9 protein-coding genes and 1 riboswitch are annotated in these 14,097 nt (G+C 73.0%); of the genes, 4 read left to right on the top strand and 5 right to left on the bottom strand.

Features of this window, described 5'->3' with window-relative positions; all coding sequences use genetic code 11:
- The first annotated feature begins 77 nt into the window (after nucleotides 1-77).
- Nucleotides 78-737 (top strand): class I SAM-dependent methyltransferase, encoded by a 660-nt coding sequence (locus CG747_RS05635; RefSeq protein ID WP_100600475.1) that lies wholly within the window; start codon nucleotides 78-80, stop codon nucleotides 735-737.
- Nucleotides 738-794: 57 nt separating this feature from the next.
- Here the strand turns inward: CG747_RS05635 and CG747_RS05630 are convergent, their stop codons facing one another.
- The 3 genes from CG747_RS05630 to CG747_RS05620 all read right to left on the bottom strand — a co-directional run bounded on the left by CG747_RS05630 (nucleotide 795) and on the right by CG747_RS05620 (nucleotide 7,382).
- Nucleotides 795-2,198, bottom strand: a complete 1,404-nt coding sequence (locus tag CG747_RS05630) for a M1 family metallopeptidase (RefSeq protein WP_100600474.1) — start codon at nucleotides 2,196-2,198, stop codon at nucleotides 795-797.
- A complete protein-coding gene (pls, locus tag CG747_RS05625; protein ID WP_100600473.1) occupies nucleotides 2,195-6,154 on the bottom strand; it encodes an epsilon-poly-L-lysine synthase Pls in 3,960 nt (1,319 codons plus the stop codon). The genes CG747_RS05630 and pls overlap by 4 nt, the downstream gene beginning before the upstream one ends.
- A gap of 448 nt (nucleotides 6,155-6,602) precedes the next feature.
- A complete protein-coding gene (locus CG747_RS05620) occupies nucleotides 6,603-7,382 on the bottom strand; it encodes a hypothetical protein (protein WP_180985396.1) in 780 nt (259 codons plus the stop codon).
- A gap of 152 nt (nucleotides 7,383-7,534) precedes the next feature.
- Nucleotides 7,535-7,705, top strand: a riboswitch (M-box (ykoK) riboswitch).
- 299 nt (nucleotides 7,706-8,004) lie between these two features.
- On the opposite strand from CG747_RS05620, the gene CG747_RS05615 reads away from it, so the two are divergent.
- Together CG747_RS05615 and CG747_RS05610 are read left to right on the top strand one after the other, a co-directional pair.
- Nucleotides 8,005-9,660, top strand: a complete 1,656-nt coding sequence (locus CG747_RS05615; RefSeq protein WP_100600472.1) for an NRAMP family divalent metal transporter — start codon at nucleotides 8,005-8,007, stop codon at nucleotides 9,658-9,660.
- 60 nt (nucleotides 9,661-9,720) lie between these two features.
- Complete coding sequence (locus tag CG747_RS05610) at nucleotides 9,721-10,452, top strand: MgtC/SapB family protein (RefSeq protein WP_100600471.1); 732 nt, start codon at nucleotides 9,721-9,723, stop codon at nucleotides 10,450-10,452.
- A gap of 455 nt (nucleotides 10,453-10,907) precedes the next feature.
- Here the strand turns inward: CG747_RS05610 and CG747_RS05605 are convergent, their stop codons facing one another.
- Nucleotides 10,908-11,522, bottom strand: coding sequence for a TetR/AcrR family transcriptional regulator (locus CG747_RS05605; protein ID WP_100600470.1), 615 nt, complete (start codon nucleotides 11,520-11,522; stop codon nucleotides 10,908-10,910).
- Nucleotides 11,523-11,682: 160 nt separating this feature from the next.
- Between CG747_RS05605 and CG747_RS05600 the strand changes: the two genes are divergently transcribed.
- Nucleotides 11,683-12,453 carry an SDR family NAD(P)-dependent oxidoreductase gene (locus tag CG747_RS05600; protein WP_100600469.1) on the top strand — a complete coding sequence of 257 codons (771 nt, stop codon included), beginning with the start codon at nucleotides 11,683-11,685 and terminating at the stop codon, nucleotides 12,451-12,453.
- Nucleotides 12,454-12,653: 200 nt separating this feature from the next.
- Here the strand turns inward: CG747_RS05600 and CG747_RS05595 are convergent, their stop codons facing one another.
- Nucleotides 12,654-13,550 carry an aminoglycoside phosphotransferase family protein gene (locus CG747_RS05595; protein WP_100600468.1) on the bottom strand — a complete coding sequence of 299 codons (897 nt, stop codon included), beginning with the start codon at nucleotides 13,548-13,550 and terminating at the stop codon, nucleotides 12,654-12,656.
- Between the last annotated feature and the right edge of the window lie 547 nt (nucleotides 13,551-14,097).

Here is a 14,097-nt window from a genome sequence, read left to right as displayed (position 1 = left end):
AATCAGCAACGGACTTTGCCGGTAGGCCGGGGTACGGCCGAGGCTTCGCCGTAACCGGACGGAGAGGAGTGCCCTTCATGAACCATGGCAACGGCAGCACGACGGTCCCCGACGAGGAGTTCTGGGACGCCCGGTACACCGAGCAGGACCGCATCTGGAGCGGGCAGCCCAACGCGGTACTGGTCCGCGAGGTCGGCGACCGGGCCCCCGGCACGGCCCTGGAGCTGGGGTGCGGCGAGGGGGCGGACGCGATCTGGCTGGCCACCGCGGGCTGGCGGGTCACCGCGGTCGACGTGTCCGGGGTGGCACTGGGCCGGGCCGCGCAGCAGGCGGCCGCGGCCGGAGTCGCCGACCGCATCGACTGGCAGCGGCGCGACCTGGCGGCCTCCTTCCCCGAGGGCAGCTTCGACCTGGTCTCCGCGCAGTTCCTGCACCAGCCCGGCGAGATGTTCCGGGAGCGGATCCTGCGGACCGCGGCGGCGGCGGTGGCGCCCGGCGGGGTGCTGCTGATCGTCGGGCACGCCGGGCCGCCGCCGTGGGAGCACGGCCACGACCACGACCACGCGCACCCGGTGGAGCAGTTCCCGACGACCCAGGAGGTGCTGACGGCCCTCGCGCTGCCCCCGCAGGAGTGGGAGGTGCAGGTCAGCGAGGAGGTCGCGCGGATGCAGAACGGCCCCGACGGGCAGCCGGTCGAGCGGATCGACGCGGCGTTGAAGGTGCGGCGCCGGGGCTGAACCGGCGGTCCCCGGTGGCGGACGCGGAATCCGTCCGCCACCGGGGACGCGGCGTGCTCAGGCCGCCAGAGCGGGCAGCGGCTTCTCGTACAGCCAGGTGTGCAGCAGCGGGCGGACCGGGGGGCCGGCGCAGCGTTCGGCGTGGGCGAGGAACGCCCCGGTGTCCGCGCTGGCGCCACGGTGCTCGCCGTGCCAGCCGCGCAGCACGGCGAAGAACCGGTCGTCGCCGACGGCCCGGCGCAGCGCGTGCAGGGCGCAGGCGCCGCGGACGTAGATCCGGTCGTCGAAGATCCGGCGCTGTCCGGGGTCGGCGATCCGCAGGTCCTGGGGGCGGCCGCGCAGCGAGCACCATTCGCGGCGGGCGATCTCGTCGGCGCTGTCCTCGCCGATGTGCTCGGACCACAGCCACTCCGCGTAGGTGGCGAAGCCCTCGTTGAGCCAGATGTCGCGCCAGTCGCGCAGGCTGACGCTGTTGCCGTACCACTGGTGGGCGATCTCGTGGGCCACCAGGGTCTCGGCGCCGCGCGCCCCGTCGATGTGGTTGCTGCCGAACACCGACCGGGTCTGGTTCTCGACCGGGGCGGCGAGTTCGGCGTCCACGACCACCGCGCCGTACGCCTCGAACGGGTAGCGGCCGAAGTGGCCGCTGAACGCCCGGAGCATCTCCGGCTGGCGGGCCAGGTCGTGCGCCGCCTCCTCGGCCATCCATGCCGGGTAGGAGTTGTGCAGGGCGATCGGCGGGTGGTCCGGGCCGATCTGGGCGGTGCCGCTGTCGTGCCGGAACCGGCCGGTGTAGAGCGCGGCGAGGTACGGCGCCATCGGGCCGGGGTGGTGGTAGGTCCAGCACTCGCGCTGCCCGCTGCGGCGGCGTTCGAGCAGGGTGCCGTTGGCGAGGGCGTGGTGGCCGTGCGGGACGTCGATCCGGAAGGTGAACGCCGCCTTGTCGTCGGGGCGGTCGTTGCAGGGGAACCACGAGGGGGCGCCGAGCGGCTGGGAGGCGACCATGGTTCCGTCGTGCGGGTCGCCGGTGCGGTCCCAGCCGATCGGGCCGAACGGGGAGCGGACCGGCCGGGGCCGGCCGCGGTAGCCGATGTCCACGGTGAACCGCGCGCCGGTGGCGAGCGGGCGGGGGGTGAACAGGTACAGCTTCCCGTTCTGCTGGCGGGTGCGGACCCGGGTCCCGTCGATCCGGGCGGTGTGCGCGGTGAGCCGGGAGAGGTCCAACTCCACGCGGTCCAGGGGCTGGTTGGCCACCGCCTCGATGCGGGCCCGCCCGTCGAGGCCGCCGTCGGCCGGACGGTAGGACAGGTGCAGGTCGTAGGAGACGGTGTCGTGCGCGTAGGTGCCGTGCCGCGGGAAGTAGCGGTCCGGGCGCGGACCGGCGGGGCCGTCCGCGACCGTAGCGGCGAACGGGAGCAGGGCGGCGCCCCGGATGAGGGCGCGCCGACTGCATCGGGTCACGCGGCCGCCCCCCCTTCCGCACGGGTCGCGACGGGGCGGGCCGGGCGTTCGCCGGCGATCGGGTTGCCGGCCCACCGGGTGTGGGCCGGGACGCTCTCACCGCGCATGACCAGGGAGGACGGCGCGATGGAGACGCGCGCTCCGACCTCGGTGCCGGGGAGCACGATGCCGTGCGGGCCCAGCGAGGAGCCCTCGGCGAGGCGGACGGTGTCCAGCCGCATGATCCGGTCGTGGAAGAGGTGGGTCTGCAGGACGCAGCCGCGGTTGACGCTGACGCCGTCGGCGAGGGTGATCAGGTCGGTCTCCGGCAGCCAGTAGCTCTCCAGCCAGACCCCGCGCCCGATCTTGGCGCCGAGGGTGCGCAGCCACCAGTTGAGGACCGGGGTGCCGGTGAACGCCCCGGCCATCGACGGCACGGCGAGCGATTCGACGAAGGTGTCGAAGAGCTCGTTGCGCCAGACGAACGACGACCACAGCGGATGCTCGCTCACCGTGAACCGGCCGACCAGCAGCCACTTCGCCACGGTCGTGATGAGCAGCGCCACGAGACCCGAGGCCAGCAGCAGCGGGGCGCCGATCAGCGCGGCGAGGCCGAGGCCGCCGTTGGTGAAGGCGTCCTGTTCGGTGAGGAACACGCCCTCGGCGAGCGCCACACCGCACATCAGCGGCAGCACCCGGCACATTTCTACGGCGGCGCGGGCCAGCACCAGTCTGCGCGGCGGTGCGAAGGTGCGCGCCGGGTCGGCCTGGGTCGCCACCCGGGGCAGCGGCATGGCGGGCCGGCCCAGCCAGGACATCCCGGGCTCGTTGTTCGCCGGGGCGTTGGAGAGCACACCGATCAGGCTGTGGTCGGGCACGTCGTGGCCGGGGTCGACGATGCCGGAGTTGCCGACGAAGGCCCGGCGGCCGATCCGGACGGTCCCCAACCGCAGCCAGCCGCCGCGGATTTCGAAGGGGGCGACCAGGGTGTCGTCGGCGAGGAAGGCGCCGTCGTCGACCTGCAGCAGGGAGGGCAGCGGCAGCACGGTGGAGATCTCGGCGTGCTTGCCGACCTTGGCGCCGAGCATCCGCAGCCAGTACGGGGTGGCGAGGCCGGCGTAGAGCGGGAAGAGGCTGCCGCGGGCGCCGTCCAGGAGGCGGGTGACCAGCCAGGCGCGCCAGGCGACGCCGCCGCTCGCGGGGTGCAGCCCCGGCGTGATGCCGCGGCCGAGGATCCGCACCGCGGCGGCCGTCACCAGCATCGAGCATCCGGTGGTGACGACCGTGAAGACCGGTGCGGCCAGCAGCAGGCGGACCGCCGCGGTGGCGAGGGTGCCGCTGTCGCGGAGCAGGAAGTACGCGCCGACCAGTGCCGGGGCGGTGGACAGCAGCGCCAGCAGCGGCAGGCCCAGCAGGGAGAGCCCGTAGACGGCGCTCCAGGCGGGCGAACGCCGCCAGCGCGGGGAGGGCCACGCGGCGCCGGAGATCCGCTCGGCGGCGCCGGCCGGGCGGGCCGGGGAGCCGGTCCAGCAGGCGCCGTCGGGGATCTCGCCGGCCAGGCAGCCGCCGGCGGCGAGTTCGGCGCCCTGGCCGACGACGGCACCGGGCATCAGCATGCTGCGGTGGGCGACCCGGGCGCCGGCCCCGATGCGGACCGCGCCGATGTGCAGGGTGTCGCCGTCGAGCCACCAGCCGGAGATGTCGGCCTCGGGTTCGACGCTGCAGCCGTCGCCGAGTTCGGCGAGGCCGGTGACCGGCGGCATGGTGTGCAGCGACACGTTGCGCCCGGTGGCGCAGCCCAGGGTCCGGGCGTACAGCCGCGCCCAGGGCGTCCCGAGCAGCGAGGGGATGCCGAAGGCGCCGACGACGCGTTCGGCGGTCCACAGGCGCAGGTGGGTGGCGCCGCCGCGCGGGTAGGCGCCGGGCTTGATGGAGCCGGCGAGCAGCCGGGCGGCGAGGGCGCCGATGGCGCAGCGCATCGGGGCGCTGTAGAGGACCACCCAGCCGACGATGATCAGCCACCACGCGGTGTGCGGTGCCCAGACCTGCGGGGCGAACCAGCCCAGGAGGTTGTCCGCGAGCGCGAGCCCGACGAGCCCGCGCAGGCCGGCGACGCCGTACAGGCCGGTCTGGACGAGGAGTTGGACGACCGCGGTGCGCCGCGGGACCGGGCGGACCGGACGGGCCTCGTCCACCGGGCCGCCGAGCGAGTCGAGGTGCTCGGCCATGTCGCGCAGCACCGGGTGGCGGTAGAGGTCGGCGACCGAGACGCCGGGGTGATGGGCGCGCAGCTGGGACGCCATCCGGGCGGCGACCAGGCTGGTGCCGCCGAGGGAGACGAAGTCGCTGTCCGGACCGGGCCGGACGCCGAGGAGCTCCTCCCAGATGCCGGCGAGGCGGGCGGCGGTGCCGTGCAGGGCCGCGGCCGGGTCGCCGGTGCCGGCGTCGACCGGGGCGGACGGCAGCGGCCAGGGCAGTGCCTTCCGGTCGACCTTGCCGGACGTCCGGGTGGGCAGGCTCTCGATCTCGGCCAGGACGGGCACCAGCTGCGCCGGCAGCCGTTCCTGGAGCAGCGCGCGGGCCTTGTCCGGCTGGAAGCTGGAGCCGTCGGCGAAGCGCTGCTCGGGGACGACGTAGCCGACCAGGACCTGGGTGCCGGCCGGGGTGGTCTGGACGGCCGCGGCGGCGCCGCGGACGCCGGGCAGGGCGGCCAGGGCGGCGTCGATCTCGCCCAGCTCGATCCGGCGGCCGCCGAGTTTGATCTGGTCGTCGGCGCGGCCGACGAAGAGCAGGCCCTCGGGTTCGGCGCGGACCAGGTCGCCGGTGCGGTAGGCGCGGGCGGTGTGCAGGACGTCGTCGGGCCGGAAGCGCTCGGCGTCCTTGGCCGGGTCGAGGTAGCGGGCGGTGCCGACGCCGCTGATCAGCAGCTCGCCCTCGGCGCCGTACGGCACCGGCTGCCCGGTCCGGTCGACGACGGCGAGCTGCCAGCCCGTAAGCGGCAGGCCGATGCGGACCGGCTCGCCCGGCAGCAGGCGGGCGGCGCAGGCGACGACGGTGGTCTCGGTCGGGCCGTAGGTGTTCCACATCTCGCGGCCGGGCCCGGCGAAGCGGTCGACGAGCCCGGCGGGGCAGGACTCGCCGCCGACGATCAGCAGCCGGACCCGGTGCATCGCCTCGTCCGGCCAGAGCGCGGCGAGGGTGGGCACGGTGGAGACCACGGTGATGCCGCGCTCGACCAGCCACGGGCCGAGTTCGTGGCCGGCCCGGACCAGCGAGCGGGGGGCGGGCACCAGGCAGGCGCCGTGCCGCCAGGCGAGCCACATCTCCTCGCAGGAGGCGTCGAAGGCGACGGACAGCCCGGCCAGCACCCGGTCGCCGGGGCCCAGCGGCCGGTCCTGGCAGAACAGGACGGCCTCGGCGTCGACGAAGGCGGCGGCGGAGCGGTGGCTGACCGCCACGCCCTTGGGCGCGCCGGTCGAACCCGAAGTGAAGATGATCCAGGCGTCGTCGTGGAGGCCCGGGGCACGCGGGGCCCCGGCGGGCCGGGACAGGCCGGCCCGCGGGCCGTCCGGGCCGAGGACGGCGCAGACGGCAGCCTCCCGGAAGACGGTGGCGGCCCGCTCGTCGGGGTCGTCGGCGTCGACCGGTACGTACGCCGCTCCGCTGCGCAGGATGGCGAGGATCGACAGGTACAGCTCGGCGGTCCCGGAGGGCACGCGGACTCCGACCCGGTCGCCGGGGCCGATCCCATGGTCCCTGAGCTGCCGTGCGCGGCGTTCGGTCTCGGTACACAGGTCGCGGTAGGTGATCACCTCGGAGCCCGTGTCCAGGGCGATCGCCTGGGGGTGTGCGGCGGCGGTGGCGTCGAGCACGTCGAGCAGGGTCCGCGGGGCCGGGGTGCCGGCGGTGCGGTATACGGCCCGTTCGGGCGCTGGCTCGGGCGGCTCGAAGGACGATTCGAGAAGGGGCGACGACATCGATATGCCTCTGTTCGGTGCCGGTGGGTGGAAGACCCTCGGACGTTCGCCCCTAGAGATGCCGCTGACCAGGCACGGGTTCGCCTGTCGGGCGGCCGGATGCACTAATCGAACGTGCTGTGAAAGTGCCCGTCGGCCGCTTGGGCAGGTAGCGCCGGGAAAGCGGCCCGGACGCCTGACCACGGCGTGGGAAAGAATTGACTCCGGCCGGGGATTGTTTTCGGCACCGCTCCCCCGGAGCCGCAAAACCGCAGGTCAGAGCGGTGACGCGGATCGGTTACGGGTCAACCGGTCAAGCCTTGTACAAATGATTGCGCAAACGAGCAATTATTCATCGTGTTCTCACGGTGGCCTCATCGCGCTGTCATGACACCGCCATACCCTCGCAACGAGCCCGTCACACCCCGGAACGCCCCCGCGGCCACCGCCAACGTTTCCCCGGCGCGGGCTACTTGAGGATGTTCACCGCCCGGGCCACCACCAGGACGACCGTCAGCAGCGACACCGCCGACTGGAGCAGCATCAGCAACTTCGCCCAGCGAGTCAACGGCATGACGTCGGTCGGACTGAAGGCGGTGGCGTTCGTGAAGGACAGGTACAGGTAGTCGGCGAACTGCGGCTCCCAGTGCTCCGGGGCCATCTCCGGCGTCGCCATCTGCGGGAAGAGGAAGTCGGGGTAGCAGCGCACCGCGTGGACCCGGGCGACCGGGCCGCCGCGGTCCCACTCCCAGTACCAGAGCGCGAAGACGATGACGTTGGTGGCCCAGATGCTGCCGCCGGTCGCCAGCAGCGGTCCGGCGTCCCCGCCCTCCGTGCCACGCACCAGACCGATCACCAGGTGCACCGCGGACCAGCCGTTGGCCGCGCTGATCATCGCGATCAGCGCCAGCCCCGTCCACCGGTAGAGCCGGGAGACCCGCTCGATACGGAACGGGTCGACCACCACCAGCACGAGCAGCAGCGCGGTCTCCAACCCCGGCAGCAGCCACTCCGGATGGATCGCCAACCGGTCCGGCAGCCGCCACTGCAGCGTCACCGCCACGGCCACCGCGAGCGTCGAGGGCCAGCGCGGCTCACCACGGGTGACCCGCCGCCAGGCCGGGTGGAGCCGCCGCCCCGCCTCCCCCGCCCCTGCGACGGCGGGCGCCAGCAGCGCCTCGATGCGTTCCAACCGCTCGGCTTCGGTACCGGCTGCGCCCGCCTTGCCGGGCTCGGGATCCTGGGACATGCGGCTCATGCTCACCCGGGGCCGGTGCGGTGTCCAGCAGCTCGGGCCGGACGGCGGGACGAACCCGTCGCGGGGTTAAGAGTCGGTCAAAAACTTGCACACTTGCGCAAGTAACCTCCGACAGGGCCTACACTTCTAGAGGTTTACGACAGCGGTCACCTCGTTCGGTGAGGCGTCGTCACGGACACAGGCCACTGATCCCACCCGTCGAGAGACGCTCCGGATCAGGACAGGTCTCCCCGGCCCAAGGGGTGACCCCAAGTGGCTGCCCTATACGGGGCTACGCCGTGACGTGCCAAAGCTCTGACGAGTGGGGGTGAACCAGTCGACGGCGACTGGTCCGCTCCTTGCCGGCTCGACGACGGCGCATCCTGCGCGCCCCGACCGGAAGGAGGCGAGAGACATGGAATGCAGTAGTCCGGGCCATCATCGGCCCACCTTCCGCCTGCCCTCGCATTCTTCCGGCACGCGGTAACCACCTTCCCTGCGCGGCCTCCCCGCCGCACCACGCCCCCGTACGGCTCTTCGCCGCCACGGGTCGCCGTGCTGCGCGCCCGCGCAGGGAAGACGGCTGCCGCGCGCCCCCGACACCTCCCCCGCCCGGGGGACTTGGGAGGTCGCCATGACCGAGACCACCGTCCGTTCCACGGTCCCCGCCCCGCGCCCCACCGCTGTGCTCGACGACGCGCACACCGGTGACATCCGCGGCGCGCTCGGCACCATCAGGCACGACGACACCGCCCCGCGCCGGGGCCTGTCCGCCAAGCTCAAGACCCTGCTGGCCGTCGTCGGCCCCGGCCTGATCGTGATGGTCGGCGACAACGACGCCGGCGCTTTCACCACCTACGGCCAGGCCGGCCAGAACTACGGCACCCACCTGCTGTGGACCCTGCTCCTGCTCGTCCCGGTCCTCTACGTCAACCAGGAGATGGTGCTCCGGCTCGGCGCCGTCACCGGCGTGGGGCACGCCCGGCTCATCCTGGAACGGTTCGGGAAGTTCTGGGGCGCGTTCTCGGTCATCGACCTGTTCCTGCTCAACGCGCTGACGCTGGTGACGGAGTTCATCGGCATCACCCTCGCCGCCGGATACCTGGGGCTGCCCAAGGTCGGCGCGGTGCTGCTGGCCGCCGCCGTGATCATCGCCTCCGCCTTCACCGGGTCGTTCCGCCGGTTCGAGCGGATCGCCATCGCCCTGTGCGCGGCGTCGCTGCTGCTGGTCCCGCTCTACTTCCTGGTCCACCCGTCCACCGGGCAGATGGCCCACGACTTCGTCGTCCCGCACCTCCCCGACGGGCCTGGTGGACCGTCGGCGGTGATGCTGCTGATCATCGGCATCGTCGGCACCACCGTCGCCCCCTGGCAGCTCTTCTTCCAGCAGTCCTACGTCATCGACAAGCGGATCACCCCGCGCTTCATGTCCTACGAGAAGGCCGACCTGTGGATCGGCATCGCCATCGTGGTGCTCGGCGCCGCCGCCCTGATGGGCTGCACCGCCGCCGCGTTCGCCGGCACCCGGGGCGCCGGTGCCTTCACCGACACCGCCGGCATCGCGCACGGCCTGGCCGCACACGCCGGCAAGCTCGCCGGGGTGCTGTTCGCCATCGCCCTGCTGGACGCCTCGATCATCGGCGCCTTCGCGGTGTCCCTGTCCACCGCCTACGCCATCGGCGACGTCTTCGGCATCCGGCACTCCCTGCACCGCGGCGTCGGCGGCGCCAAGGGCTTCTACGCCGTCTACGCGGGACTGGTCGCCGCGGCCGCCGCGATCGTGCTGATCCCCGGCTCCCCGCTGGGCCTGCTCATCGAGGGCGTGCAGACCCTGGCCGGCGTGCTGCTGCCCTCCGCCTCGGTCTTCCTGCTGCTCCTGTGCAACGACCGGGCGGTGCTCGGCCCGTGGGTCAACGGCCCGCGGACCAACGCCTTCACCGCCGCCGTCGTGGGCGTCCTGGTCACCCTGTCGGTGATCCTCACGGCCTCGGTCCTCTTCCCGGACATCGACGCGGGCACCATCCTCACCCTCATGGCCGGCTGCGGCGCGGCCGGGGTGCTGGCGCTCGGGTACGCGGAGGTGCGGCGCCGCCGCAAGGGCTGGGCGTTCGGCGGCCGACGGGTGGACCGCACCGGCCGGGACGACTGGCGGATGCCGCCCCTGGAAACGCTGCCCCGGCCGGTCTTCTCCACCGGGCACAAGGTCGGCCTGGCCGCGCTGCGGAGCTATCTGCTGCTCGCCATGGTCCTGGTCGTCGTCAAGCTCGTCCAAGTGGCGCTCGGCCACTGAGGTTTCCGGCCCGCCGGCCGGTCCCCGCCCACATTCCCGCTCTCCCGAGGAGGTGCTCCCATGCACACCCTGACCGTCGTCGACTTCCTGGTCCGGCTCGCCACCGGCGTGGCCTGCGGAGCGCTCATCGGCGTCGAGCGCCAATGGCGCGCCCGGATGGCGGGGCTGCGCACCAACGCCCTCGTCGCCGCCGGCGCCACCCTCTTCGTCCTCTACAGCACCGCCGTCGGGGACTCCGGCAGCCCCACCCGGGTCGCCTCGTACGTCGTCTCCGGCATCGGCTTCCTCGGCGGCGGGGTGATCCTGCGGGACGGGGCGGGGGTACGCGGTCTGAACACCGCCGCCACCCTGTGGTGCTCGGCCGCGGTCGGCGTACTGGCCGCCTCCGGGCGGCTCGAATTCGCCGTCCTCGGCACCCTCGCCGTACTCGCCGTCCACCTCGTGCTGCGCCCGGCCGGGCGGCTGCTGGACCGGGCCCCGGCGGCCGGGTCCGACCCCGACGCGGCCGTGCACGCCACCGTGCACGTGGTCTGCGAGCGCCGGGCGGAGACGCACATCCGCGCCCTCCTGCTCCAGGCACTCACCTCGTCCGGACTGACCCCCATCAGCCTGCGGGCCCGCCGGGACGCCGAGGACGCCACCAGCGTCCGCGCCGCGGTCACCGTCTCCGGCGACCTCGCCCAGGCCCTGGAGCAGGTCATCGCCCGGCTCTCCCTGGAACCCGACGTCCGGGACCTGCACTGGCACCTGGACGAGTCGGAAGTCGCCCCGGAACAACGGGCACTGGCCTGAGAAGGCCGATGGATCCAGCCACCGCAAGGCGAGTTGCGGTGGCTGGATCTATCCGCCCAGAGGTCCCAGCCGCTTCCCGGACCACACCTTTCGCCACACCCCGTCGGAAACATTCTGCAGAGACGACGCGTGGAGGTGCCGATCCATGCCCGGCGGCGGGCGGTGCCTGTTGCACGGGCAGCCCTCGTACGGTCCGCCTCGGAGCTCCACGCAGTAGGGCTCCCGGAACCACTGGGGGCAGCGGAACGGTCCGCTTTCCGCTCGCGCACCGGTCCTGCCGTGGGACGGGGCGGGAGCGGCATGACCGGCGCCGGCAGCGGAGACGGCACCCAGTGCCGCCAGAGTCACTGCCGCGAGAACACGAGAGATTCGCACACTCACAGGAACGAGGCCGCGGGGCCCGGGTAACCCTGCGAAGCGGCCACCTCCCGCGGACGGCCCACAGCGCGCGGCCGTCAGGCTCGTGCCCGCTCGCCCGCCGTCGCGCGAAGCTGATCGATACCGGAGTCGAGCGCCGCCTTGAGGTGCGTGGAGTCGCCCGTGGACAGCATGATGGCCACTCCCCCCTGGATGCCGGCCAGCAGCGCGGCGGCCGTCCGGTCCACGTCCAGGGCCGACGCCACCAGGCCGTTCGACTGGAGGGCGCGGATGCCGTCGGCGAGGTGCCGCTGCCACTGCCGCATCAGCTCCGTCACGATCGCCCGGGCGCCGGGGCTGGACCGCCCGACCTGCAGGAACAGCGCCCCCAACGGGCAGTGGTCGCCCTGCCGTTCATAGCGCTCGACCACCGCGTCCCGCCACCGGCGCCAGGACTCCCACGAGTCCAGCCGCCCCAGGTGCGGCTGCTGGTCCTCCAGGACGCGGTCCGCCTCGAACCGGGCCACCGCCAGCAGCAGTTCGTCCTTGCCGGCGGGGAAGTAGTGGAAGAGCTGGCTCTTGCTCGTACCGGTGTGCCCGCGGATGTCGTCGAGCGTCGCGAAGGCGACACCCTGCTCACGCAGCACCTCGGCCGCCCCCTCGACGATGCGGGCCCGAGTGGCGCGCCCCTTCGCGGTCGGCGCGTCCGCCATCGCGCTCCTCCCTCCACACCTCACTGGACTGTCAGGTCCATTTTAGGGGCGACACCCAAAAGCCCACACGCGGAACCCCGTTGACCCCAGTCTGGACTTGCTGGTCCATTTTTCGCGGCGCACAGTGGTCCGCACACCGAGAGCCAAGGGAGAGCACGTCATGGGTGAGCGACTGCGGAACAAGACCGCGCTGGTCACGGGGTCGACCAGCAACATCGGGCAGGCGATCGCCGAAGCGTTCGCCGCCGAGGGGGCCCACGTCATCGTGTCCGGGCGCCATCGGGAACGGGGGACGCAGGTCGTCGAGGGGATCCGCGCGTCCGGCGGCCAAGCCGACTTCCTGGTGGCGGACCTCGACGGCAGCGCGGAGGCTTCCCGGGACCTGGCCGATCGAGCCCGCGAGGCGCTGGGCGGGCGGATCGACATCCTGGTGAACAACGCTGGGGTCTACCCGGCCCCCGACACCCTCACCACCGACGAGGACACGTTCGACAGGGTCTACGCGGTGAACGTGAAGGCGCCGTTCTTCCTCACCGCGGCCGTCGTCCCGGGCATGTCGGAGTCCGGCGGCGGGTCGATCGTCAACCTCGGCTCGTGGATCGCGCGCCTGGGCGTTCCCCGCGGCGCGCTCTACAGCTCCACCAAGGGGGCGATGGAGACCCTCACCCGCGCCTGGGCCGCCGAGTTCGGCCCGATGGGCGTGCGGGTCAACGCCGTCTCGCCGGGCGTCATCCTGCCCCCGGCCCCGGAAGGCAGCGAACCCCATCCCGGCGAGCTCATGATGCAGGGAACCCCGGCCGGCGGCGTCGGCACGCCGGACGCCATCGCCCACGCCGTGGTCTGGCTGGCCGGCGACGAGGCGGCCTTCGTACACGGAACGGTGGTGGATGTCGACGGGGGCAGGACCGGGGTCGCCGTCATCGCCGCGTAGGGCGGGGGCCGGAGCCGGACCGAAGAGAACGGAACGGCCCGCGGGACGGCGCCGGTCGCCTACCACGGCGGCCGCCGCCGTCTGATTCGGACGATCCGACTGAGAAACTCGCAGGTCAGGGAGGTTTATGCGCTTATCAAGGGAGTGGCGCCACCGTCGACCGCCCCGGCCTGGCCGACCTCCTGCCGATCAAAACCGCGTCAAACGCCCTTCAGAACACGATCAAGTGCCGCCCGGCCTACCGGTCCCCAGTTCGGCTTGCCGCCGGGAAGGCCCCGATCCCCGTTCTGCCCCATGAGGATCAGGAAGAGGCTCTTCATCGCGGCCAGCCCGCGGGCGCGCCGGATCGCCGCCTCGTCTGCATGCGCGTACATGTCGAAGAACCGTGCGGCCGTGCCCGCGGGTAGCAGCACCCATGCGGCGGCGAGGTCCCACGCCGGGTCGCCGGCGAACATGTCACCGAAGTCGACGATGCCCGAGAGGGTTCCGTCGGAGACGACGACGTTCGCGGGATGAAGGTCGCCGTGCACCCACACCGGCGGGCCCTCCCAGGCGTGGGCCGCAACGGCGTCGTCCCAGACGGCCCGGACGTCGGCAGCGATGTCGTCGGGGGCGACGGCCTGGAAGAGGTTCTCGAAGCCGTCCGTGCAGTGCCTGGGATGGGCACCTCGGTCCGTAGCGGTCGGCGCCTCGGCGGGCGCCTCCACGTGGAGCGCCTGGAGGAAGCCCGCCAGCGTGTCGGCCGCGTGGGCGCCGCGGCTGATCGAGCCGTGGTCCAGCGGCTCGCCGGGAACCCATGTCATCACGGTCCAGTGCTTGGGGAAGCGCTCGGACGGTTCGCCGAACCGCACCGGGGTCGGCACGGGGAGCGGCAGGCGCGGGGCCAGCACGGGTAGCCACCGCCGCTCCTTGAGCTGGAGCTCCGGGGTGGGGTCCATGCGTTGCATGCGCACGGCCAACTCGTCCCCGAGGCGCCACATTTGGTTGCCCCAGCCGCCCGCCACCTCGCGGATGGCCAGCCCTGCAAGGTCTGGATGTTGCTCCTGCAGCAGGTCGCGGACCAGGTCTGCGGTGATCTCGATCTCGGTGTCGGTCATGCGAAGTCACAGTACCGAGGCGGCAGGGGGAGCGGCTCTCGCTCTCCGGAACATCTCGCCGTGACTCCTCTGACATCACCGCTTCGGTTTCAGAGAGCCGCAGACCAGAGGTTTTGGGACGGACCGGTCTCCCAGCTCAGAGAAGCCTGCGTCCGATGCCCGATGCCCGATGCTCCGCCTCGACCTCGCCCGGGCTCCCCGGCTGCTGGCGATCGAAGCCAACAGCCGGGCCCGAGCCGAGGAACCAGCCAAGGCCGGCTGAACACTGGGCAGGCCGGGGTTCCGGCGGCGTCCGACCTCTTCGACGGGCTTGTGGGATCTACGGCCCGGCGAGCGTGGCCTACTGGCGTGCCAAGACGGCCGAACCGCAAGCGCCGCCACTGGGAGATGGCCCCGGTCGGCAGCTCCGGGCCGTTCAACCTCGCCGCGCGTGGAACGACGCCGTGGACGACGACACGGTGCGATTCCCGTGGCCCGGATACCGCTGACGGCAATCCGGTCGGATGGGGATTTTGCAGGGGCAGCCCGGCGCCGCTTCCGCGATGAG

Source organism: Streptomyces sp. CB02959 (assembly GCF_002803155.1).
Lineage (GTDB): Bacteria > Actinomycetota > Actinomycetes > Streptomycetales > Streptomycetaceae > Streptomyces.
This window is presented reverse-complemented; position numbering and strand designations above follow the sequence as displayed.

Excerpts from the sequence above, each read along its gene's own strand:
- CG747_RS05605 (WP_100600470.1), bottom strand. The coding sequence starts at position 11,522 with ATGGCGGACGCGCCGACCGCGAAGGGGCGCGCCACTCGGGCCCGCATC.
- CG747_RS05600 (WP_100600469.1), top strand. The coding sequence starts at position 11,683 with ATGGGTGAGCGACTGCGGAACAAGACCGCGCTGGTCACGGGGTCGACC.
- CG747_RS05610 (WP_100600471.1), top strand. The coding sequence starts at position 9,721 with ATGCACACCCTGACCGTCGTCGACTTCCTGGTCCGGCTCGCCACCGGC.
- CG747_RS05620 (WP_180985396.1), bottom strand. The coding sequence starts at position 7,382 with ATGTCCCAGGATCCCGAGCCCGGCAAGGCGGGCGCAGCCGGTACCGAA.
- CG747_RS05635 (WP_100600475.1), top strand. The coding sequence starts at position 78 with ATGAACCATGGCAACGGCAGCACGACGGTCCCCGACGAGGAGTTCTGG.
- pls (WP_100600473.1), bottom strand. The coding sequence starts at position 6,154 with ATGTCGTCGCCCCTTCTCGAATCGTCCTTCGAGCCGCCCGAGCCAGCG.
- CG747_RS05615 (WP_100600472.1), top strand. The coding sequence starts at position 8,005 with ATGACCGAGACCACCGTCCGTTCCACGGTCCCCGCCCCGCGCCCCACC.
- CG747_RS05595 (WP_100600468.1), bottom strand. The coding sequence starts at position 13,550 with ATGACCGACACCGAGATCGAGATCACCGCAGACCTGGTCCGCGACCTG.